Source organism: Nocardia sputorum, assembly GCF_027924405.1.
Classification (GTDB): Bacteria; Actinomycetota; Actinomycetes; order Mycobacteriales; family Mycobacteriaceae; genus Nocardia; species Nocardia sputorum.
In genome coordinates this window covers 1,955,003-1,974,592 of the sequence record NZ_AP026978.1, presented here as the reverse complement: position 1 = coordinate 1,974,592, position 19,590 = coordinate 1,955,003, and the positions used below count along the sequence as shown (strand labels likewise).

The window sequence follows — 19,590 nt, the reverse complement described above, 5'->3', positions numbered from 1 at the left end:
CTCACGCTATCGGCGAATCCCACTGATTCCGCATGTCGGCGAAGTGTTCTCAATTGCCGATTCCTGGGCATTTTCAGCGCCGATTATCGAGCAGCCCGAGAAAAGCGGACATCCAACAGCAGCGGTACCGTGTCGGCTCTCGTTGCCGCGGCGGGCCGGACTGGGACGGCCCCGCCTGCGATCAGCGTGCGCTGCCCGCGCTGACCGTCTCCGCGATCCGCTGCGCGGCGGCCGCGCCGGAGGCGACGCACGCGGGCACGCCGACGCCGTGCAGGTACGCGCCCGCCACCGCCAGCCCGTCGAGCGCGGCGACCTCGGCTTCGACGGCCGCGACGCGCGCCGGATGGCCGGGCGCGTACTGGGCGAGGCCGCCCGGCCAGCGCTGCACCACGGCCTCGATCGGCTCCACGGCCACTCCGGTGACGGTAGCCAAGTCCTCGGTGGCGGCGGCCACCAGTTGCGCATCGGGCCACGACAGCGGGGAGTCGTCCCCGAATTTCCCGAACGAGACACGAACGAGAGCGGTTTCGCGTTGCGCGAGATGCGTCCATTTGCGGCTGGACAGGGTGAACGCCTTCGCGCGCAGCGGCTCCCCGGTCGCCACCAGGATGCCGGAGTTCTGCGGCAACGCGGTCTCGCGGTGCAGCGCCAGCGCGACCACCGCCGACGAGGAGAGTTCGACGCCCGCCAGCTCCGCCGCGGCGGCGGGGGCGACGGTCCGCAGCAGTCGCGCGGTCACCGGCGCCGGGGTGGCGAGCACCACGGCGTCGACGGCGCCGATCGGGTCCACCACCCAGCCACGCAGTCCCCTGGCCAGACGCGTGCCCGGGGTCGCGGTGACGAAACCGGCCCCGGAGCGTTCGGCGAGCGCTTCGAGCAGCACCCGGTAGCCGTCGCGGATTCCCCCGAAGACCGGCGCGTTCGAGGGCGGCGGCAGCGCGGCTCCGACGGCGGCGGTGAGGCTGGGCGCGCCGTCGTCCAGGGCGGCGGCGAGGGTGGGCAGCGCGGCGCGGACACCGATCGAGCGGGAACTGCCCGCGTACACCCCACCGAGCAGCGGATCCACGCTGCGCTCGGCCACTTGCGGGCCGAAGCGGTCGGCGACCAGGTGGTAGACGTCGACATCGGAGCCGGGGGCCCAGGTCAGCGGTCGATCGGGTTCGGCGGCGATCCGTGCCAGCGTCTCGGCGTCGACCAGACCGCGCATCGACTCGGCGTTCGCCGGGACACCCATCAACGTGCCCTCCGGAAGTGGGTGCGCCGCTCCGGAGGACCACACCAGCGGCCGCAGACCGGCAGGCGTCACCAACTGCGACTCGAGCCCGAGTTCCCGCAGTAGCGCGGGCACCTCCGGCCGACGGCCGACGAACGCTTCCGCACCGAGATCCAATGGCTCCCCGGCCAGTTCACCGGTGTAGAGGATGCCGCCGACCCGTTCGGCGCGATCGAGCACCAGCACGTCGGCATCCGGCCCGAGCAATGTCCGCAACCGATACGCGGCCACCAGTCCGCTGATCCCACCGCCGACCACCGCGATACGCATGCCTCGACCGTAGCGTGTGCCGCGACCTCGGCCGTCGAACGGTCGGCCCACGATGACCCGGGGCACACTGCCCGCGACTGCGGCCAGTGCCGCCTCCGGCTACCAGCACCGCCCGAACCGAGCGTTGAGCATCGCAAACCCTCGATCGAACGTGATCTCGGGGCAGGTGGACGCACCTCGAGATCATTTCCGCAGTCGCCCGAGACTCCGTCGGCGTGACTGTGCGAGCCGTGCGGCGCGCCCGGAGCGGGCCCATCCCTGGAGCCCATCGTCCAGCCGGGCGTCCGAACATGTCACCGTTGCCCGCATCGATGGTGCGCCCAAGCGCTGGACGACTTCCGTCCGCACGCCTGCTTCGTGCCCGGCTGTGGGCGGTCTTCTCCGCCCGGCCTACAGCTCGTGAACGAGTTCCACCAAGGCGGTCAGCACGCCCGGATCGGTCTCCGGGAGCACCCCGTGGCCCAGGTTGAAGATGTGCCCGGTGGCGCCGAGGGTGATCGCCTCGTCCGCTTCCCGCACGATCCGCCGGGCCTGCGCCTCGACCGCCGCGGGCCCGGCGAACAGCACAGCCGGATCGAGATTGCCCTGCAACGCTTTTCCCGGCCCCACGCGGCGAACGGCCTCGGTCAGCGGCACCCGCCAATCGACGCCGACCACGTCGGCGCCCGCCTCGCCCATGGCGCCGAGCAGCTCGCCGGTTCCCACCCCGAAGTGGATGCGCGGCACTCCCGCGTCGGCGATCTCGGCGAACACACGTTCCGAATGCGGAAGCACGAAGCTGCGGTAGTCGGCCAGCGAGAGCGCCCCGGCCCAGGAGTCGAACAGCTGCACCGCGTCGACGCCCGCCGCGAGCTGCGCCTGCAGGAACGCGATGGTGATGTCGGTGAGCACGCCGAGCAGCGCGTGCCAGGTCTGCGGGTCGGCGTACATCATCGCCTTGGTGCGCTCGTGGTTCTTGCTGGGACCGCCCTCGACCAGGTAGGAGGCGAGGGTGAACGGCGCGCCCGCGAACCCGATCAGCGGCGTCTCCCCCAGCGCGTCGAGCAGCAGACGCACGCCGTCGGTGACCGCCCCGACCTCCTCGGGACGCAACCGGGGCAGCGCGCGCACGTCGTCGACCGTCCGCACGGGCGCGGCGACCACCGGGCCAACGCCGGGCACGATGTCCAGATCGATCCCCGCCGCTTTGAGCGGAACGACGATGTCGGAGAACAGGATCGCCGCGTCGACCCGGTGCCTGCGGATCGGCTGCAGGGTGATCTCGCATACCAGTTCCGGGTCGAAGCAGGACTCGAGCATCCCGACGCCCGCGCGCACCTCGCGGTATTCGGGCAGCGAGCGTCCGGCCTGGCGCATGAACCACACCGGACGCCTGCTGGGCGTCGCGCCGGTAGCGGCGGACAGGAACGGGGCATCGGTCAACCGGCGGCGGGTATGAGTGCTCATCACGGCTATCGTATGCGGGTCGTGCGGGAGGGCGGACGCGGAGGCGGCAGCGATGCTCGCACGGACGTCGCACGGCCCGTAGCGGCGCGCCTCCGACTGCACCGGGTGCACAAGGTCTACCGTCAGCTTCCGTGACACCGCTCGACTTCCGCGACGGCGCCGCACCGACCGAAGGACCACAGGGCGAGCCAGCTCAGTTTCGCGCCGCGGTCGAGGCGATGCGCACCGCAACCGTGCACCCTCGGATCGAGCTCGCGCCCATCCGGCCGCCGCAACGCCTGGCACCGTACTCCTACGCCATCGGCGCGGAGGTCACCCATCCGGAAACCCCTGTCGTACCGGTCGATTCCGAAGGCGACGCGTTCGGCCGGTTGATCCTCTTGCACGATCCGGACGGCGACGACACCTGGCACGGCACCTTACGTCTGGTCGCCTACATCCAGGCCGACATCGACGCCGCGCTCGCCACCGACCCCCTGCTACCCGAGGTGGCCTGGAGCTGGCTGGTGGACGCGCTGGAGTCGCGGACCGAGCCGTTCACCGCGCTCGGCGGCACGGTGACCTCGACCAGCTCGGTGCGCTACGGGGACATCGCCGGTCCGCCACGCGCCCATCAGCTGGAACTTCGGGCCTCGTGGACGCCCGTCACCACCGACATGCGCCCGCACCTGGAGGCGTTCTGCGAGGTGCTGGCCTACGCGGCGGGACTGCCGCCGGCCGGGGTGACCCAGCTGCAGGTGCCGCCCGGCCTGTCCCGCGATCACCCCTGAGCACGCCCGCAGACACGGTGTGACCTGCGCAGGAACCGCCGTCGTCCGGTACACCGGGCCCATCGCGCCCGATCCGTCGACACACTTATGCGCCGATAGGACGGCGGCGTCGTGGCGTCGGCACGTAAAGTTCAACACCATGTCCGTACCAGAAGAATCCGAACCCTCGGCCGCGACGCCGCTGCTCGCGCCGTTGGAGGGCGTGCCACCGGTACTGGACACCGCCGCGGAGATCAGCGCGGCCGCCGCCCGGCTGATCGCGGGCACCGGCCCCCTGGCCGTCGACGCCGAGCGCGCCTCCGGGTTCCGTTACTCGGCGCGGGCGTACCTGATCCAGCTGCGCCGCGCGGGCGCGGGCACGTTCCTCATCGATCCGATCCCGATCACCGACGCCCTCGGCCCGCTCGCCGACGCGATCAACGGGCTGGAGTGGGTTCTGCACTCCGCGGACCAGGACCTTCCGGGGCTGGCCGAACTCGGTTTGCGTCCGGCCCGGCTGTTCGACACCGAATTGGGCGGGCGCCTGGCGGGTTTCGAACGCGTCGGGCTCGCCGCGATGGTGGAGCGGCTGCTGGGCCGCGCGCTACGCAAGGGGCATGGGGCGGCCGACTGGTCCACCCGCCCGCTGCCCGCCGACTGGCTGAATTACGCCGCCCTGGATGTCGAATTGTTGCTGGAACTGCGCGACGCCGTGGCCGCCGCACTCGATGAGCAGGGCAAATCCGACTGGGCGGCACAGGAATTCGAGCACATCCGCACCCTGGACCCGCCCGCGCCGAAGGCCGAGCGCTGGCGGCGCACCTCGGGCATCCACACGCTGCGCCGCACCAGGCAGCTGGCCGTGGTGCGCGAGCTGTGGACCACACGGGACGCGCTGGCCCGCGCCCGGGACGTCGCGCCCGCCCGCATCCTCCCGGATGCCGCGATCATCGCGGCCGCGACGGCCGAACCCCGGTCCATCGCGCAGTTGCGCACGCTGCCGGTGTTCGGCGGTCCGCGGCAGCGCCGCTACTCCCGCGAATGGCTCGCCGCGATCGAGCGCGGCCGCACCTTGCCGGACAGCGAGTTGCCGCCGCTCACCCAGCCGTTCGACGGCCCACCGCCGGTCAACCGCTGGGAACGCCGCGACCCGGCCGCGGCGGCCCGCCTGACCCGGGCACGGGCGGCTATGTCCGAGCTGTCGGCGGAGCACTCGATACCGGTGGAGAACCTGCTCGCTCCCGACCTGGTCCGCCGCCTGTGCTGGGACGGGCTGCCCGACTACGACGCGGTCGACCCCTCCGCTGTCGACGGCTACCTGAAATCCGGCGGCGCCCGTCCGTGGCAGCGGGAATTGGCCGTACCGCGGCTGGCCGCCGCGTTGCCGCCATCGGGCTAGCGGCCGCCCGGGGGTCCGGCCGAAGCCCCGGCCTCAGCGAGCGGCCAGCCATCCGCCGATCCGCCGAGCGATGTCGGGACCGGTGAGACCGAGTTCGGCGTGCACCTCGCCGCGCGAGGCGTGCTCCAGGAACTGTTGCGGCACCCCGAGTTCGCGGGTCGGGATGTCCAGTCCGGAGTTGCGCAGGCGGGCCGATACCGTCGAGCCGATGCCGCCGTGCAGGCCACCGTCCTCGAGCGTGACGACAAGCCGATAGTTCTCCGCGAGTTTCAGCAAGGTGTCGGAGACCGGCAGCACCCAGCGCGGGTCGATGACCGTCACCGAAATCCCTTCGGAATCCAGCAGGTTCGCCGCTTCCAGGGCCACCGCCGCGAACGAGCCCACGGCGACGAGCAGCACGTCACCATGCACCGCCTGCACCGAACCGCCGTCCGGCTGGGCCATCCGCAGCACGTCGATGCCGTCCAGCCGTTCGACCGCGGAGATGTCCTCGGCCACACTGCCTTTCGGGAAGCGCAGCGCGGTCGGACCGTCGTTGACGGCCAGCGCCTCGGCCAGTTCCTCCCGCAGCGTCGCGGCGTCGCGCGGCGCGGCGACCCGGATGCCGGGAACGATGCCGAGAACCGACAGATCCCACATGCCGTTGTGGCTGGCGCCGTCGGAGCCGGTGATGCCCGCGCGGTCCAGCACCACGGTGACCGGCTGCTTCAGCAGCGCCACGTCCATCAGCAGCTGGTCGAAGGCGCGGTTGAGGAACGTCGAGTAGATCGCCACCACCGGATGCATCCCGCCCAGCGCGAGCCCCGCCGCGGACGCCATGGCGTGCTGTTCGGCGATGCCGACGTCGAACATCCGATCGGGGAAACGCTCCCCGAACGCCGCCAGGCCGGTGGGCCCCGGCATCGCCGCGGTGATGGCGACGATGTCGGCGCGGCGCTCCGCCTGCGCGATCAGCTCCTCGGAGAACACCGAGGTCCAGCCGCGCGCCTTCGGACCGCCGACCGGGACGCCGGTGAGCGGATCGATCGGGTCGCAGGCGTGCATCTGGTCGGCGACATGGTTCTCGGCGGGCGCGTAGCCGCGGCCCTTCTGCGTCACCGTGTGCACCACGACGGGGCCGCCGAAGTCCTTGGCCCGGCGCAGCGCGGCCTCCAGCGCGACGACGTCGTGGCCGTCCACCGGACCGACGTACTTCAGGCCGAGGTCGCTGAACAGTTCCTGCGGACTGACCGCGTCCTTGATGCCGGCCTTCACCGCGTGCACCATCGAGTACGCCGATTCGCCCACCCGGGGGATGCTCTTCAAGATGCGCTTGCCGGTGTCCAGCGCGTGCTCATAGGCCGGCTGGGTGCGCAGCGCGGTCAGCCGCTCGGCCAAGCCGCCGATGGTGGGCGCGTAGGAGCGGCCGTTGTCGTTGACCACCACGACCACCGGGCGGTCCGCGGCGGCGATGTTGTTGAGCGCCTCCCAGCACATGCCGCCGGTGAGCGCGCCGTCGCCGACGATCGCGACCACGTGCCGGTCCTGCCCGCTCAACGCGAACGCCTTGGCCAGACCGTCGGCGTAGGACAGCGCCGCCGAGGCGTGCGAGGACTCCACCCAGTCGTGGGCGCTCTCGGCGCGGCTCGGGTAGCCGGACAGGCCGCCCTGCTTGCGCAGCGAGTCGAACCGATCCTTGCGTCCGGTCAGGATCTTGTGCACGTAGGCCTGATGCCCGGTGTCGAAGATCAACGGGTCGGCCGGCGAGTCGAAGATCCGGTGCAGCGCGATGGTGAGTTCGACCACACCGAGGTTCGGGCCGAGGTGCCCGCCGGTCGCGGCGACTTTGCGCACCAGGAACTCGCGGATCTCCTCCGCCAGCTCGCGCACCTCCGGCACGGTCAGCCGGCGCAGATCATCGGGCGTGTCGACCCGGGAAAGCACTCCCACCTGAACTAGCTCCCTCCGGATAGCGCATCTGATCCGATCAGTCTACGGAGCGGCGGCTGGTGCTCCCGCACGAGAACGATCACACCAACCCACATGGCGTCGAAATGTGAGCCTCGACATACGGTACCCGGCCTAGGGTGGCAGGGTGTCCCAGCCCGAGCAAGGGAGAGTTCCGTGGCCAAGAAGACCGATTCGCGCGCAGGCACCGTCACCACCTACGGCCACGGCACCGCCCGCGCCACCCCGGACTTGATGCGCGTGACGATCTCGGTCGAATCACGGGCGAGCAAGGTCGCGCTCGCCTACAGCCGGGCCGGTGAGCGCGTGGCCGCGGTGGCGCGATCGCTGCGCTCCGACGGCGTGGAGGGTGCGGACATCGCCACCAGCGGGCTGTCGGTGCAGACGGAGACGGTGTGGACCGAGGGACAGGGCAGCCGCATCACCGGATACCTCGCGAGCACGTCGCTGACGGTCGCGTTACGCGACATCGGCGAGGATGCCGATCCCGGCCCAGGCACCGTCATCGCGGACTGCGTCGAGGCGGGCGGTGACGACGTGCGCCTGGGCGGTCTCGTCCTCGCCTTCGCCGACCAGGAGTCCTTGCTCGTGCGCGCCCGCGACGCCGCATGGGAGAACGCCCTCGCCAAGGCCGAGCAGTACGCGCGACGCGCGCAGCGTTCGCTCGGCGAGGTGGTCGAGATCACCGAGAACACCGCCGCCGCGCCTCCGGTCCCGCGCGCGCAGTCGATGTCCGCGCCGCTCGAGGCGTATCGCGCCGCCGCCGTCCCGGTGGAGCTGGGCGAGAGCGAGATCTCCGCGGGGATCCGCGTCACCTGGCAGCTGGACTGACGGCCGGTCGTCCGGATCGCGCCGGCCCGGCGACTTCAGCCCGCCAGGAACTCCACCCGATTGCCCACCGCGTCGTGGGTGTGGAACCGCCGTCGCCCCGGAATCTCCGCCGGATCGGCCCAGACGACCGGATACCCGGCGCTCGCGAGCGCTTCGGCCGTGGCGTCGATGTCGGCGACGAACGCCGGATGGGCCTTGGTGGCCGGGCGGAAGTCGGCTTCCACGCCGATGTGCAGTTCGCCATCCGGGCCGCCCCGGCCGGGTACGCGGAACCAGCAACCGCCGCGGGCGGCCAACAGCGGCGGCTTCGGAAGTTCGGTCCACCCCAGAACTCCGGTGTAGAAGCCGCGCTGCCGGTCTTCCGCGCCTGCGGGACAGCACAATTGGACGTGATGAATCATCGCTCCATCGTGCCGGAAATCCGGCTCACGAACCGTGACCGAGCCCTCGCACCAGCAGGCTGACCGTGTCCGCTCCCGCGTGCCGGTCCTTCGAGATCTCCTGATATTCGGGAGATTCGGCCCAGGCACGGAAGGAGGGCTCGTCAGGGAATGACATCAGGACCACCTTCTCGCGGTCGGTGACACCCTCGATCGTCTGCGGGGACTCGTCGGCGGCCAGCAGCGTGCCGGAGTAGCGGACGAAGACGTCCAGGAAGCGCGCCTGGTAGCGATCGTAGGCGGCGCGGTCGGTGAACTTCAGTTGCGCGATTACGTACACGGTCATGGCCGTGACTCTAATTGCACGGTTGCGCGGACCCGCTCGGGATTCGCGGCGCCGCGCCCGAATTCACCGTTGCGCCGGGTCGGTCGTGCCTATATTGGGGTCGTCACCGATCAGGAGGTCGCATGTCGTTCGTGCTCGTCGACACACCACGGCCGCATATCGCCCTGGTGACGCTCAATCGGCCCGAACGGATGAACGCGATGGCGTTCGACGTGATGATTCCGCTGCGCGAGGCGCTCGAGCAGGTGCGCGCCGACAACGACGTACGGGTGGTCGTGCTCACCGGCGCGGGACACGGCTTCTGCTCGGGAGCCGACCTGACCAGCGCGGGAAAGGTGCCGGACGTCGACGGGCTGACCGTCACCAGTGTCGCGCGGCGGTCGATGGATCTGCTCAACGACGTGCTGATCGCGCTGCGGCGGATGCACCAGCCGGTGATCGCCGCGGTGAACGGCGCGGCCATCGGCGGCGGGCTCTGCCTGGCCGTCGGCACCGACATCCGGATCGCCGCCGAAGACGCGTATTTCCGGGCCGCGGGGATCAACAACGGCCTCACCTCGGCCGAACTGGGCCTCAGCTATCTGCTGCCCCGCGCGGTCGGTGCGTCGAGGGCGTTCGAGATCATGCTGTCCGGCCGCGACGTCGACGCGACCGAAGCCGAACGCATCGGCCTGGTCTCGCGGACGGTGCCAGGGCCGAAACTGCTGGATACCTGCTACGACCTGGCCGAACGCATCATCGGCTTCAGCCGGGTGGGCACCGAGCTCACCAAACGCATGCTGTGGAGCGGCATGGAGGCGGGCGGACTCGAATCGCACATGCAGCACGAGGGCACGGCCCAGCTCTACGTCCGCCTCACCACCGGCAATTTCGACGAGGCGATGCGCGCACGCCGCGACCGCAGGCCGCCGGTCTACGAGGACTGACCGCTCACCGCTCCAGCAGCGCCAGGCATTCCACGTGGTGCGTCGCGGGGAAAGCGTCGAAGGCACGCAGATCGGCGAGGCGGTAGCCCGCGGCCTGATACAGGCCCAGGTCACGGGCGAACGCGGCGGGATCGCAGCCGACGTGGAGGATTCGCGCCGCCCCGCCGGCGGCGACGGCGCCGATCACCTCCTTGCCCGCACCGGCGCGCGGTGGGTCGAGCACGACGACATCCGGGGCGGCTCCGCCGACGTGTTCTTGCACCCAGCGTTCCACCCGCTGGGCGCGCAGCTCCACCCAGGGCAGATCGCGCAGCGCGGCGGCGCCGTCGGCCACGGCGGACCGGGCGGACTCCACCGCGAGCACCACACCGGTGCGTCCGGCCTGCTCGGCGAGCCGCGCGGCGAAGACCCCCGCGCCGCTGTAGAGATCCCAGGCCCGCCCGCCGGGCCGCAGGTCCGACCACTCCGCGATCAGATCCGAATACCGTTGCGCCGCACCGCGGTGTGCTTGCCAGAAGCCCGTCGCCGCGACCTCCCAGCGACGGCCCGCCACGTACTCGACCGCCCGCCCGCTGCCCTCGAACACCCACTCGTCGCGCGCCGCGTGCGCCGCCGCACGCCGGGCGGACGCCGCTCGCCGGTCGTCGCGGCGGGCGCCCTCCGCGGCAGTCCATTCGCCGCCGCCGCCACGCCGTCCCCCGCGCCGGTCACGGCCGTGCGGCCGGTCGCGTCGACCGGCTCCCCCGCCACCACGCTTGTCCCGGCCACCTGCCTCCCGGCTGCCGCCCGGGCCGCGCCGCTCTCCGCCGCGACTGCCCGGCTCGGCCTCGGCGGCGGGCGCCAGCTCGACGACATGCCGGATTCCGTCACCGTCCACCGCGATCACCAAGTCGGCGCCGGGCGTCCATTGCCGGTCCGCGATCCCGTCCAGCGCTCCCGCGACCGGTTGCGGACACCGCAGATCCGCGATCACGTCGGTGCTGCGGTAGCGGTGCACGCCCGCGCGACCCTGTGCGTCGACCGCGAGCCGCACACGTGTGCGCCATCCGCCGATCACGTCGCCGGAGCCGATCGGCTCCACCAGCACTTCCCGCTCTATCCCGGCCAACCGCCGCAACTGTTCGACCACCACCGCGGCCTTCAACGCGCGCTGGGCCACCGGTGTGGCGAAGGAGAAATCGCAGCATCCGGCGCCACCGGGACCGGACACCGGGCAAGCGGCCGGTACCCGATCCGGGGACGGCTCGAGCACCTCGACGGCGTCGGCCCGGCAGAACGAGCCGCCGCGATCCTCGGTGACCCGCACCCGCACCAGCTCGCCGGGCAGTCCGTGCCGGACGAACACGACACGTCCCTCGTGCCGTGCGACGCAGAAGCCGCCGTGCCCCGGCGGCCCGAGCCGCACCTCGAACGTGCCGGTCCGCCGCTCGCTCATGCCGAATGCTCCCCGAGCGTCATGTCCGGTCCTCGTAGCCGCGCCGCACCGCGCCCGGCGCGTTCACCACTCCGGGCGTCCTGGCCCGCGCGGAGGAGCTCAGCTGCCACGGCACGCTGGTCACCATCACACCCGGCTCGAACAGCAGCCTGCCCTTCAAGCGCAGCGCGCTCTGGTTGTGCAACACCTGCTCCCACCAATGACCCACCACGTATTCGGGGATGAACACGGTCACCACGTCGCGCGGGGCGTCCTTGCGCACCCGCTTCACATAGTCGAGCACCGGCTTGGTGATCTCGCGATAGGGCGATTCGATCACCTTGAGCGGCACCGTGATGTCGCTGTTCTCCCACTCCCGCACCAGCGCCCTGGTGTCGGCCTCGTCGACATTCACCGTCACCGCCTCCAGCGTGTCCGGGCGACTGGCGCGTGCGTAGGCGAGGGCGCGGCGGGTGGGCAGATGCAGCCGGGATACCAGCACGATGGAATGCGAACGGCTGGGCAGCACGCCGTCCCACTCGTGCTCGTCCAATTCCCGCGAGACCGAATCGTAATGCCTGCGAATCATTTTCATCACGACGAAGATCGCGACCATGGTGAAGATGGCGATGTAGGCGCCCGCGAAGAACTTGGTGATCAGCACGATCACCAGCACCGCTCCGGTCGCGCTGAGCCCGACCGCGTTGATCACCCGCGAGCGCTTCATCCGCGCGCGCTGCGCCGGGTCGGTCTCGGTGCGCAACAGGCGGGTCCAGTGCCGCAGCATGCCGGTCTGGCTGAGCACGAACGACACGAACACGCCCACGATGTACAGCTGGATCAGCTTGGTCACTTCGGCGCCGAACAGCACCACGAACGCGATGGCCGCGCCGGACAGGAACAGGATGCCGTTGCTGAACGCCAGCCGATCGCCTCTGGTGTGCAGCTGGCGCGGCAGGTAACGGTCCTGGGCCAGGATCGAGCCGAGCACCGGGAACCCGTTGAACGCCGTGTTCGCGGCGAGCACGAGGATCAGCGCGGTCACCGTCGTGATGAAGAAGAACCCGAGCGGGAACCCCTCGAACACGGTCTCGGCGAGCTGGGCGATCAGCGTCTTCTGGTGATAGTCCGACGGTGCGCCGGTCAGGTCCTCGACGTTGTGCGCGTACACCACCCCGATCTTCTGGGCGAGGATGATGATGCCCATCAGCAAGACGATCGCGATCGTGCCCAGCATCAGCAATGTGGTGGCGGCATTGCGCGACTTGGGTTTGCGGAACGCGGGCACACCATTGCTGATCGCCTCCACACCGGTCAGCGCGGCACAGCCGGAGGAGAACGAGCGCGCGATGAGGAAGGCGAAGGCCAGCCCGTAGAGGTGCTCGTGTTCGGCGATCAAGCCGAAGCCCGCCGATTCGGCCCGCAACTCCTCCCCGAGCACGAAGATCCGGAACAGGCCCCAGCCGAGCATGACGAACATGCCGACGATGAACGCGTAGGTCGGAATGGCGAACGCGGTGCCCGATTCCCGCACGCCGCGCAGGTTTATCGCGGTGAGCAGGGCGATGGCCACGACGGCGAACAGCACCTTGTGCGTGGCGACGAACGGAATGGCGGAACCGATGTTGGACGCGGCCGAGGAGATCGATACCGCGACGGTGAGCACATAGTCGACCAGCAGCGCGCTGCCGACCGTCAAGCCCGCGTTGGGTCCCAGGTTCGTCGTGGCCACTTCGTAGTCGCCGCCGCCGGAGGGGTAGGCGTGCACGTTCTGCCGGTAGCTGGCCACGACCACCGCCATGACGAAGGCGACCGCCAATCCGACCCACGGGGCGTACAGGTACGCCGCCACCCCGGCGGCCGACAGCACGAGGAAGATCTCTTCGGGGGCGTAGGCCACCGATGACATGGCATCGGAGGCGAACACGGGGAGCGCGATTCGCTTCGGCAGCAGCGTGTGACCCAGCGAGTCGCTACGGAAAGGCCTGCCCAGCAGCACTCGCTTCGCTGCCGTCGTCAACTTGGACACTGGAGCGAGCATAGGCCCCCGCACGGGGGATCGCGCGCGTGGCTCGCAGGTTTGCTCGCCGGCTGGAGGGGGAACGTGGCCGGTGGAATCATTCGACGGGTAGCGTTCGACCGAACAGCAAAGCAGACCGAACACCATGGTTCCAGGAACGAGGTTGCACGGTGTACGTAGTGATCATGGGGTGCGGGCGCGTCGGCTCGTCGCTGGCCCATGCCCTGGTCCGCGTAGGTCACGAAGTCACCGTGATCGACCGGGACTCCAGTTCCTTCCTGCGGCTGGGGTCCGATTTTCCCGGCGAGCGGGTGACGGGGGTCGGATTCGATCGAGATGTGCTGATAAAGGCGGGAATCGAACGGGCCGACGCGTTCGCGGCGGTCTCCTCCGGCGACAACTCGAACATCATCTCCGCCCGGGTCGCCCGGGAGATGTTCGGGGTCGAGCGGGTGGTCGCCCGCATCTACGACGCCAAGCGCGCCGCGGTCTACGAGCGGCTCGGCATCCCGACCATCGCCACGGTCCCGTGGACCACCGACCGCTTCCTGCGCGCGCTCATCGGCGACACCGGCACCACCACCTGGCGTGACCCGACCGGAACGGTTGCCGTGACCCAGCTGACGCTGCACGAGGAGTGGTACGGCCGCACCGTGCGCGACTTGGAGCAGACCATCGCCGCCCGGGTCGCGTTCATCATCCGGTTCGGCCAGGCACTGCTGCCCGACAAGAAGACCATCATCCAGGCCGACGACATCGTCTACGTGGCCGCCGCATCCGGTGCCGTGGGCGAGGCCGTCGCCCTGGCCGCGAAGCCCCCAGCGAGCGAGGACTGAACATGAAAGTGGCCATCGCCGGAGCGGGCGCTGTCGGCCGATCGATCGCCAGGGAACTCCTGCGCGGCGGGCACCGGGTCATGCTCCTGGAGCGTCAGCTCGAACACATCGATGCCGCCGCCATCCCGGACGCGGTCTGGGTGCACGCCGACGCGTGCGAACTGGCCCTGCTGGAGCAGGCGGGGCTGCAGACCTACGAGGTCGTCATCGCGGCCACGGGTGACGACAAGGCGAACCTGGTGCACAGCCTGCTGGCCAAGACCGAGTTCGGGGTGCGCCGGGTGGTGGCTCGGGTGAACGATCCGCGCAACGAATGGCTTTTCGACGGTTCCTGGGGTGTGGACGTCGCGGTGTCCACACCACGGCTGCTCGCCTCCCTGGTCGAGGAAGCGGTGTCCGTCGGTGACCTGGTGCGGCTGATGACGCTGCGCCAGGGCCAGGCGAATCTGGTCGAGATGACGCTGCCCGCGGACACCTCGCTGGCCGGCAAACCGGTGCGCACGCTCACCCTGCCCCGCGACGCCGCCTTGGTGACCATCCTGCGCGGCGGCCGGGTGATCGTGCCGCAGCCCGACGACGCGCTGGAAGGCGACGACGAGCTGCTGTTCGTCACTTCGGTGGAGGCCGAGGAAGACCTCCGGCTGGAACTCGCCAACTACGGCATCAGGCCATAACTCCCCGTATACGGCCGGACGCGGATCGTCGGCGAAGCGCCGCCGGAGCACTAGGCGGCCAGTCGCAGCTCCGCGCGCAGCTTGTTCAGCGCGCGGTGCTGCATCACCCGCACCACGCCCGGGCTGGTGCCGATGGCCTCGGCGGTCTGCGCCGCCGACCAGCCGAGCACGATGCGCATCACCAGCACCTCACGATGCGCGGGGGCCAGCACCTTCATGAGTTCCTTTGTGGCGGCGCGTCGTTCGGAGGCCAGCGCCCACTCTTCCGGTCCGGCGGCGGAGGACGCGTAGTCCGGCACGTCGGCCATCGGGTAGGCGGGGTGCTGCTGTGAGCGGCGGAACGCGTCGGCGACCTTGTTGGCCGCGATGCCGTAGACGAAGGCCAGGAAGGACTTGCCTTGATCGCGGTAGCGCGGAATGGCGTTCACGGTGGCCAGCAGGACTTCCTGCACCACGTCATCGGCGGTGACCTGTAGATGCGCCGTGTTGCCCAGGCGCGCGCCGCAGTAGCGCCGCACCAGCGGGTGCACGATCCGGATGATCTCGGCGACCGCCTGGCGATCGCCCGCGGCCGCCGGGCCGATCAGCTTGTCCAGTTCGGCCGATACCCGCCGGCTCTCCGAGAGAGCGGGGTTGTGGGTCTTGGGCAGCGCCGCGGTGTTGTGCTCGGTAGCCACGTCCGAGTCCTTTCTTGCCGATCAGTGCGTGTTTTCGGTACGCATAGATCGTCTGACGAACTCGGGAGAGCGACCAGCCACCCCAGGGTGGGGAAGCATTCACCTCGGCGGTGGGACTTATCCCACCCCTGTGGTTTTCGCCGGGCGCGAGCGCCGGGTCAACGCTCAGACCGGCCCGGCCGCGGCCACCGACTTGGCGGGCAGGTGGCCCGCACGCCGCACCGCCCAGATGGTGACGCCCAGCGCCACCGCGGTCAGCGGCCAGCCCATCGCGATGCGAGCGAAGGCCAGCCAGCCGGTGCGGTCGGTGTCGTAGAGCTGCGACTGCACCAGATAGCGCGCCCCGAACACCAGGATCCACGTGGCGGTGGCCAGATCGTAGAGGCGCACCGAGCGCGGATCCGACCGCCAGTCGGACCCATGACCGTTCAGCACACCCCAGATGACGCCGACCAGCGGTCTGCGGACCAGGATGGACGCGAGGAACACCCCCGCGTACACAAGGCTGGTGTAGATGCCGAAGAGGAAGAACCCCTTGGCCTCGCCCATCCGGTAGGCGATGAAAGCGCAGATGCCGACGCCGAAGAATCCTGAGATGGCGGGCTGTACGGGATCGCGACGCACCAGACGCCACAGGAGTATGGCGGCGGCCACTCCGAGGGCCGACCAGATCGCGGCGGCCAGCCCGGCGAAGCTGTTCACGGGAACGAACACGACGACGGGGAGCGTCGAGTAGATCAGGCCGCTGAAACCGCCGAGTTGTTCGAGGAGGGTCTGCTCGGCACGTTCCTCGTCACGGTCGGGCACGTCGAGCCCGGTGCGGTCGTCCGATCCTGCGTTGTCGTCGCTCCAAGGCATACGTCAGCTGTTCCCGCGCAATTCGTAGTAGGGGTTGAAGATCACTTTGCGTCCGTCACGGTCGCCGACCCGGCCACGGACGAGAATGCGCCGCCCCGGCTCGATGCCGGGAATGCGCCTGCGCCCGATCCAGACCAGTGTGATGGCGTCGGTGCCGTCGAAGAACTCGGCCTGGACGCTGGCGCCCGCGGACTTCGGACATGCTTCGACACTGCGGAGCCTACCGAGCATGGTGGCCTCGTCACCGCGCCGACACTCCGACGCGCGCGACGCGCCCGAGGCCTCGGAGGTCTCGGCCAGCTCTTCGGCATCCAGCTGATCGAGGTCCTGGGTCAGCCTGCGGCCCAGACGTCGAAAATACCCTGAGGCTGCGGATGACATTGTGCACGCTCTCCTGCATAGAGCAGATGGCGTGGGTCGCACACCATCGTGAGGGATCCGATCCGCACGACCTGCTGCGGCCGTACAACGCCACTGTAGATGGGCCGGGCCACCCCCGCTACGCTCGGACCGATGTTCGACTCCCCACACCCCGCCCGCGTCGTGGCGCTGCCCGGCACCGGGTCCGACGCCGACTTCGCGCGGCGCGCCTTCGGGCCCGCCAGCGCCGCACGCGGCTTGGATTTCGTCGCGGTGGAACCGGACCCGCGCCAGGTGGTGGCGAGTTGCCTGGCCGCGTTGGAGGCGGCGGCGGACGCGGCCCCGGTCCTGGTGGCCGGTATCTCGCTCGGCGCGGCGATCGCCCTGGAGTGGGCAGCCGAGCACCCGGATCGTGTCGTCGGAGTGGTGGCGGCGCTGCCCGCCTGGACCGGATCCGACACCGCCGCCTGCCCCGCCGCGCTGAGCGCGGCGGCCACCGCGGCCCAGCTGCGCGCCGACGGCCTGGCCGCGGTGATCGAGCGGATGCGGGCGAGCAGCCCCCGGTGGCTGGCGGACGCGCTGACCCAGTCGTGGCGGGCACAGTGGCCGGACCTTCCGCGGGCACTGGAGGAGGCCGCCGACTACAAGTGGCCCGCCGCCGAGCTGCTGGCCACCTTCGAGCCGCCGCTTGCGGTGATCGCCGCGGTCGACGACCCGGTGCATCCGCCCGCGGTGGCCGAGGAGTGGGCGGCGCTGGCCCCGCGCTCGCGGCTGCATCGGATCACCCTGGACGAACTCGGCGCCGATCCCGCGGTCCTCGGACACACGGGGCTCGGCGCCTTCGGGTGAGTCGCCCGGCTCAGTTCAGGCCGAGCTGCTGCATGGCCGATCCGTCCGCGCCGCGGCGCGGACCCTGCGGCATCCGCGGCACCACCGGCTGCGCGCCGGTCTGCGCCGCCACCTGCGCGGCCATCGCCTGCTGCTGGGCTTCGACCTGCTGCTGATGGGCCGCGGCCAGCTGCTCGGCCAATTGCTGCGGCAGCACCACCGGCAGCGGCTCGCGCACCGGCAGCGGGTCCTCGCCACGCCGCACGACCGTCTCGCTCAGGACCGCCCGCGCCGCCTTGACCAGCGGGGTGCCGTCGTTCGCCGCGCCCGACGGACCCGCCGCCACCAGCCGCACCATCCAGCGATAACCGTCCACGCCGATGAAACGCAGGTCAGCACCCTCGGTCAGGGCCAGCAACTCCCGGCCCCACGGTCCGTTCTCCACCGACACCCTGGCGCCGTCCTTGCGCAGCGAGTCGGCCAGATCCGCCGCGACCAGCCGCCATTGACCCGAGGTCTTGGGCGCGGCATAAGCCGCGACGGTGATCCGGCCGTGTTCCGTCGCCAGGTGCACCGCTTGCGGCTGGCCCTCCGGCGTCATCTCGACTTGCAGCTGGCCGCCCGGCGGTACCGGCACCAGCACCGACCCCAGGTCCAGCCGCTGCTCGGACACCGCGTCGAGCAGTTCTGCGACCTCGTCGTAGTCGTACGGGCCGGGCCGGCCGTGCGGACGGTCGACGTTCAGATCCACGCCCTCGTACGAGCGCTCGTCGGTGGGAGCGTCATCGTAGAAGTCGTCGTCGTACTCGTCCTCGTAGGCGGGCTCGTAGTCGCCGTAGTCCTCCGCCTCGTCGTACCGGTCGTCCTCGGCCCGGCTCGACTTCTTTCGCTTTCCGAACATTCCCGTCATGCCTCCTCGCCGGCCGCCCGGCCCACCCCGTTCGTCTGCGCGGTCAGGCTCGCGTGACCGCCGCTGGAGCCGTAGCCGCCCACCCCCCGGGTCGTCTCGTCGAGCGATTCGACCTCCAGGAAATCCACCAGCTCCACTCGCTGCACCAGCAGTTGCGCGATCCGGTCGCCGCGTCGCAACTCGATCGGCGTGCGCGGGTCGTGGTTGATCAGGCACACCTTGATCTCGCCCCGATACCCCGCGTCCACCGTGCCGGGGGTGTTCACCACCGACAGCCCGGTCTTGGCCGCCAGACCCGAGCGCGGATGGATCAGGCCGACCGTGCCGACCGGTAGCGCGACCGCGACACCGGTGCCGACGAGCACCCGCTCTCCCGGCTCCAGGATGACGTCTTGCGTGGTGCACAGATCCACGCCCGCGTCGCCCGCATGGGCGCGCGTGGGCACGGGTATGCCGGGGTCCAGCCGCAGCAAGGGTATGGGTGAAAGTGCGCTCACGTTGGACGAGCCTACGCGTAGGCTGTTTGCCCTCGTGACTTAGTGTTGACTCGTGTCGGACCAGCCCAATCCCATGACGACGGACGAGAAAAAGCAGCGCGCGCACCACTACCGGGAGCGCCTGTGGGTGCCGCTGTGGTGGTGGCCGGTGGCCTTCGCCATCACCGGATTGCTCGCGGCGGAGATCCACATGGGCGCACCGGGCCTGCGGGCGTGGCTGCCGTATGTCGTGTTGTTCCCGGTGCCGGTCTGGGTGCTGCTGTGGCTGAGCCGGCACCGCGTCGAAGTCGCGCCGGACGCGAACGGCACACCGGAGTTACGCGCCGATCGCGCACATCTACCGGTGAATTTCGTTGCCCGCGCGGCGGCCGTCGCCCCCACCGCGAAAAGCGCGGCGCTGGGTCGCCAGCTCGACCCCGCCGCCTATGTCCAGCATCGACCCTGGGTCGGGCCGATGGTCTTGCTCGTGCTCGACGACCCGGACGATCCGACGCCGTACTGGCTGGTCAGTACGCGGCGGCCCGAACGGGTCCTCGCCGCGCTCGGTCTGCCGAGCGCGGGCTGACACTTCGCTCGCTCTCGTCGAGCTCAGGCGGCGCAGTCCATGCAGATCATCTGGCCACCCTTGTCACTGGCCAGCCTGCTCCGGTGATGGACCAGGAAACAGCTGGAACAGGTGAACTCGTCGGCCTGCTTCGGGATCACCCGAACCGTCAGCACTTCCTCGGACAGGTCGGCGCCGGGAAGCTCGAACGACTCCGCGGTATCGGATTCGTCGATATCCACGACGGCGGACTGTGCCTCGTTACGACGAGCCTTCAGCTCCTCCAGCGAGTCCTCCGACACATCGTCGGATTCGGTGCGCCTCGGTGCGTCATAGTCGGTTGCCATGTCGTCTTCCCCTCGTCCTAACTCCGTATATCCCGGACCGGTCCGCTCACACCCGATT

At 70.4% G+C, this 19,590-nt stretch carries 21 protein-coding genes; 8 read left to right on the top strand and 13 right to left on the bottom strand.

The window, feature by feature from the left end:
* Nucleotides 1-181: 181 nt before the first annotated feature.
* Together QMG86_RS09090 and hemE are read right to left on the bottom strand one after the other, a co-directional pair.
* Nucleotides 182-1,543: a protoporphyrinogen oxidase gene (locus QMG86_RS09090; RefSeq protein ID WP_281878858.1), complete on the bottom strand. Its 1,362-nt coding sequence runs from the start codon at nucleotides 1,541-1,543 to the stop codon at nucleotides 182-184.
* 390 nt (nucleotides 1,544-1,933) lie between these two features.
* Nucleotides 1,934-2,989, bottom strand: a complete 1,056-nt coding sequence (gene hemE, locus QMG86_RS09085; RefSeq protein WP_434086165.1) for a uroporphyrinogen decarboxylase — start codon at nucleotides 2,987-2,989, stop codon at nucleotides 1,934-1,936.
* Between the two features lie 218 nt (nucleotides 2,990-3,207).
* Here hemE and QMG86_RS09080 point away from each other — a divergent pair, with 218 nt between their 5' ends.
* Both QMG86_RS09080 and QMG86_RS09075 read left to right on the top strand, forming a co-directional pair.
* Complete coding sequence (locus QMG86_RS09080) at nucleotides 3,208-3,759, top strand: DUF3000 domain-containing protein (protein ID WP_281880864.1); 552 nt, start codon at nucleotides 3,208-3,210, stop codon at nucleotides 3,757-3,759.
* A gap of 139 nt (nucleotides 3,760-3,898) precedes the next feature.
* The gene (locus QMG86_RS09075; protein WP_281878856.1) at nucleotides 3,899-5,137 is read left to right on the top strand and encodes an HRDC domain-containing protein; all 1,239 of its coding nucleotides are present in this window, start codon (nucleotides 3,899-3,901) and stop codon (nucleotides 5,135-5,137) included.
* Nucleotides 5,138-5,170: 33 nt separating this feature from the next.
* Here QMG86_RS09075 and dxs read toward each other — a convergent pair whose 3' ends face one another.
* Nucleotides 5,171-7,066: a 1-deoxy-D-xylulose-5-phosphate synthase gene (gene dxs, locus QMG86_RS09070; RefSeq protein WP_281878855.1), complete on the bottom strand. Its 1,896-nt coding sequence runs from the start codon at nucleotides 7,064-7,066 to the stop codon at nucleotides 5,171-5,173.
* A 174-nt stretch (nucleotides 7,067-7,240) separates the two neighbouring features.
* Here dxs and QMG86_RS09065 point away from each other — a divergent pair, with 174 nt between their 5' ends.
* A complete protein-coding gene (locus QMG86_RS09065; RefSeq protein WP_281878853.1) occupies nucleotides 7,241-7,915 on the top strand; it encodes an SIMPL domain-containing protein in 675 nt (224 codons plus the stop codon).
* A gap of 35 nt (nucleotides 7,916-7,950) precedes the next feature.
* Here the strand turns inward: QMG86_RS09065 and QMG86_RS09060 are convergent, their stop codons facing one another.
* Together QMG86_RS09060 and QMG86_RS09055 are read right to left on the bottom strand one after the other, a co-directional pair.
* Nucleotides 7,951-8,316: a VOC family protein gene (locus QMG86_RS09060; RefSeq protein ID WP_281878852.1), complete on the bottom strand. Its 366-nt coding sequence runs from the start codon at nucleotides 8,314-8,316 to the stop codon at nucleotides 7,951-7,953.
* 25 nt (nucleotides 8,317-8,341) lie between these two features.
* On the bottom strand, nucleotides 8,342-8,641 hold the full coding sequence (locus QMG86_RS09055) for a DUF1330 domain-containing protein (protein WP_281878851.1): 300 nt from the start codon (nucleotides 8,639-8,641) through the stop codon (nucleotides 8,342-8,344).
* Between the two features lie 122 nt (nucleotides 8,642-8,763).
* Between QMG86_RS09055 and QMG86_RS09050 the strand changes: the two genes are divergently transcribed.
* Nucleotides 8,764-9,567 carry an enoyl-CoA hydratase gene (locus tag QMG86_RS09050; RefSeq protein WP_281878850.1) on the top strand — a complete coding sequence of 268 codons (804 nt, stop codon included), beginning with the start codon at nucleotides 8,764-8,766 and terminating at the stop codon, nucleotides 9,565-9,567.
* 4 nt (nucleotides 9,568-9,571) lie between these two features.
* Here the strand turns inward: QMG86_RS09050 and QMG86_RS09045 are convergent, their stop codons facing one another.
* Nucleotides 9,572-11,002, bottom strand: a complete 1,431-nt coding sequence (locus QMG86_RS09045) for a class I SAM-dependent RNA methyltransferase (protein WP_281878849.1) — start codon at nucleotides 11,000-11,002, stop codon at nucleotides 9,572-9,574.
* A gap of 19 nt (nucleotides 11,003-11,021) precedes the next feature.
* Nucleotides 11,022-13,010, bottom strand: a complete 1,989-nt coding sequence (locus QMG86_RS09040) for an APC family permease (protein WP_281878848.1) — start codon at nucleotides 13,008-13,010, stop codon at nucleotides 11,022-11,024.
* Nucleotides 13,011-13,171: 161 nt separating this feature from the next.
* On the opposite strand from QMG86_RS09040, the gene QMG86_RS09035 reads away from it, so the two are divergent.
* Both QMG86_RS09035 and QMG86_RS09030 read left to right on the top strand, forming a co-directional pair.
* Nucleotides 13,172-13,837, top strand: a complete 666-nt coding sequence (locus QMG86_RS09035) for a potassium channel family protein (protein ID WP_159838024.1) — start codon at nucleotides 13,172-13,174, stop codon at nucleotides 13,835-13,837.
* Between the two features lie 2 nt (nucleotides 13,838-13,839).
* Nucleotides 13,840-14,511 (top strand): potassium channel family protein, encoded by a 672-nt coding sequence (locus QMG86_RS09030; protein ID WP_281878847.1) that lies wholly within the window; start codon nucleotides 13,840-13,842, stop codon nucleotides 14,509-14,511.
* Between the two features lie 50 nt (nucleotides 14,512-14,561).
* Here QMG86_RS09030 and QMG86_RS09025 read toward each other — a convergent pair whose 3' ends face one another.
* The 3 genes from QMG86_RS09025 to QMG86_RS09015 all read right to left on the bottom strand — a co-directional run bounded on the left by QMG86_RS09025 (nucleotide 14,562) and on the right by QMG86_RS09015 (nucleotide 16,427).
* Nucleotides 14,562-15,188 (bottom strand): sigma-70 family RNA polymerase sigma factor, encoded by a 627-nt coding sequence (locus tag QMG86_RS09025; protein ID WP_159838028.1) that lies wholly within the window; start codon nucleotides 15,186-15,188, stop codon nucleotides 14,562-14,564.
* Nucleotides 15,189-15,353: 165 nt separating this feature from the next.
* Nucleotides 15,354-16,046, bottom strand: coding sequence for a DUF3159 domain-containing protein (locus QMG86_RS09020; RefSeq protein ID WP_281878846.1), 693 nt, complete (start codon nucleotides 16,044-16,046; stop codon nucleotides 15,354-15,356).
* Between the two features lie 3 nt (nucleotides 16,047-16,049).
* A complete protein-coding gene (locus tag QMG86_RS09015) occupies nucleotides 16,050-16,427 on the bottom strand; it encodes an OB-fold nucleic acid binding domain-containing protein (RefSeq protein ID WP_040867807.1) in 378 nt (125 codons plus the stop codon).
* A gap of 132 nt (nucleotides 16,428-16,559) precedes the next feature.
* Between QMG86_RS09015 and QMG86_RS09010 the strand changes: the two genes are divergently transcribed.
* Nucleotides 16,560-17,255, top strand: a complete 696-nt coding sequence (locus QMG86_RS09010; RefSeq protein WP_281878844.1) for an alpha/beta fold hydrolase — start codon at nucleotides 16,560-16,562, stop codon at nucleotides 17,253-17,255.
* Nucleotides 17,256-17,265: 10 nt separating this feature from the next.
* Here QMG86_RS09010 and QMG86_RS09005 read toward each other — a convergent pair whose 3' ends face one another.
* Both QMG86_RS09005 and dut read right to left on the bottom strand, forming a co-directional pair.
* Nucleotides 17,266-18,135 carry a DUF3710 domain-containing protein gene (locus QMG86_RS09005; RefSeq protein WP_281878843.1) on the bottom strand — a complete coding sequence of 290 codons (870 nt, stop codon included), beginning with the start codon at nucleotides 18,133-18,135 and terminating at the stop codon, nucleotides 17,266-17,268.
* Nucleotides 18,136-18,140: 5 nt separating this feature from the next.
* A complete protein-coding gene (gene dut / locus QMG86_RS09000) occupies nucleotides 18,141-18,641 on the bottom strand; it encodes a dUTP diphosphatase (protein WP_281878842.1) in 501 nt (166 codons plus the stop codon).
* A gap of 73 nt (nucleotides 18,642-18,714) precedes the next feature.
* Here dut and QMG86_RS08995 point away from each other — a divergent pair, with 73 nt between their 5' ends.
* Nucleotides 18,715-19,206, top strand: a complete 492-nt coding sequence (locus QMG86_RS08995) for a DUF3093 domain-containing protein (RefSeq protein WP_281880862.1) — start codon at nucleotides 18,715-18,717, stop codon at nucleotides 19,204-19,206.
* Nucleotides 19,207-19,229: 23 nt separating this feature from the next.
* On the opposite strand, the gene QMG86_RS08990 is transcribed toward QMG86_RS08995, so the two are convergent.
* Nucleotides 19,230-19,532: a DUF4193 domain-containing protein gene (locus QMG86_RS08990; RefSeq protein WP_014351871.1), complete on the bottom strand. Its 303-nt coding sequence runs from the start codon at nucleotides 19,530-19,532 to the stop codon at nucleotides 19,230-19,232.
* Nucleotides 19,533-19,590 lie beyond the last annotated feature (58 nt).

Coding starts and splice junctions, on each gene's coding strand:
- QMG86_RS09090 (WP_281878858.1), bottom strand. CDS start 1,543: ATGCGTATCGCGGTGGTCGGCGGTGGGATCAGCGGACTGGTGGCCGCG.
- hemE (WP_434086165.1), bottom strand. CDS start 2,989: ATGAGCACTCATACCCGCCGCCGGTTGACCGATGCCCCGTTCCTGTCC.
- QMG86_RS09080 (WP_281880864.1), top strand. CDS start 3,208: ATGCGCACCGCAACCGTGCACCCTCGGATCGAGCTCGCGCCCATCCGG.
- QMG86_RS09075 (WP_281878856.1), top strand. CDS start 3,899: ATGTCCGTACCAGAAGAATCCGAACCCTCGGCCGCGACGCCGCTGCTC.
- QMG86_RS09060 (WP_281878852.1), bottom strand. CDS start 8,316: ATGATTCATCACGTCCAATTGTGCTGTCCCGCAGGCGCGGAAGACCGG.
- QMG86_RS09055 (WP_281878851.1), bottom strand. CDS start 8,641: ATGACCGTGTACGTAATCGCGCAACTGAAGTTCACCGACCGCGCCGCC.
- QMG86_RS09050 (WP_281878850.1), top strand. CDS start 8,764: ATGTCGTTCGTGCTCGTCGACACACCACGGCCGCATATCGCCCTGGTG.
- QMG86_RS09045 (WP_281878849.1), bottom strand. CDS start 11,002: ATGAGCGAGCGGCGGACCGGCACGTTCGAGGTGCGGCTCGGGCCGCCG.
- QMG86_RS09030 (WP_281878847.1), top strand. CDS start 13,840: ATGAAAGTGGCCATCGCCGGAGCGGGCGCTGTCGGCCGATCGATCGCC.
- QMG86_RS09020 (WP_281878846.1), bottom strand. CDS start 16,046: ATGCCTTGGAGCGACGACAACGCAGGATCGGACGACCGCACCGGGCTC.
- QMG86_RS09015 (WP_040867807.1), bottom strand. CDS start 16,427: ATGTCATCCGCAGCCTCAGGGTATTTTCGACGTCTGGGCCGCAGGCTG.
- QMG86_RS09010 (WP_281878844.1), top strand. CDS start 16,560: ATGTTCGACTCCCCACACCCCGCCCGCGTCGTGGCGCTGCCCGGCACC.
- QMG86_RS09005 (WP_281878843.1), bottom strand. CDS start 18,135: ATGTTCGGAAAGCGAAAGAAGTCGAGCCGGGCCGAGGACGACCGGTAC.
- QMG86_RS08995 (WP_281880862.1), top strand. CDS start 18,715: ATGACGACGGACGAGAAAAAGCAGCGCGCGCACCACTACCGGGAGCGC.
- QMG86_RS08990 (WP_014351871.1), bottom strand. CDS start 19,532: ATGGCAACCGACTATGACGCACCGAGGCGCACCGAATCCGACGATGTG.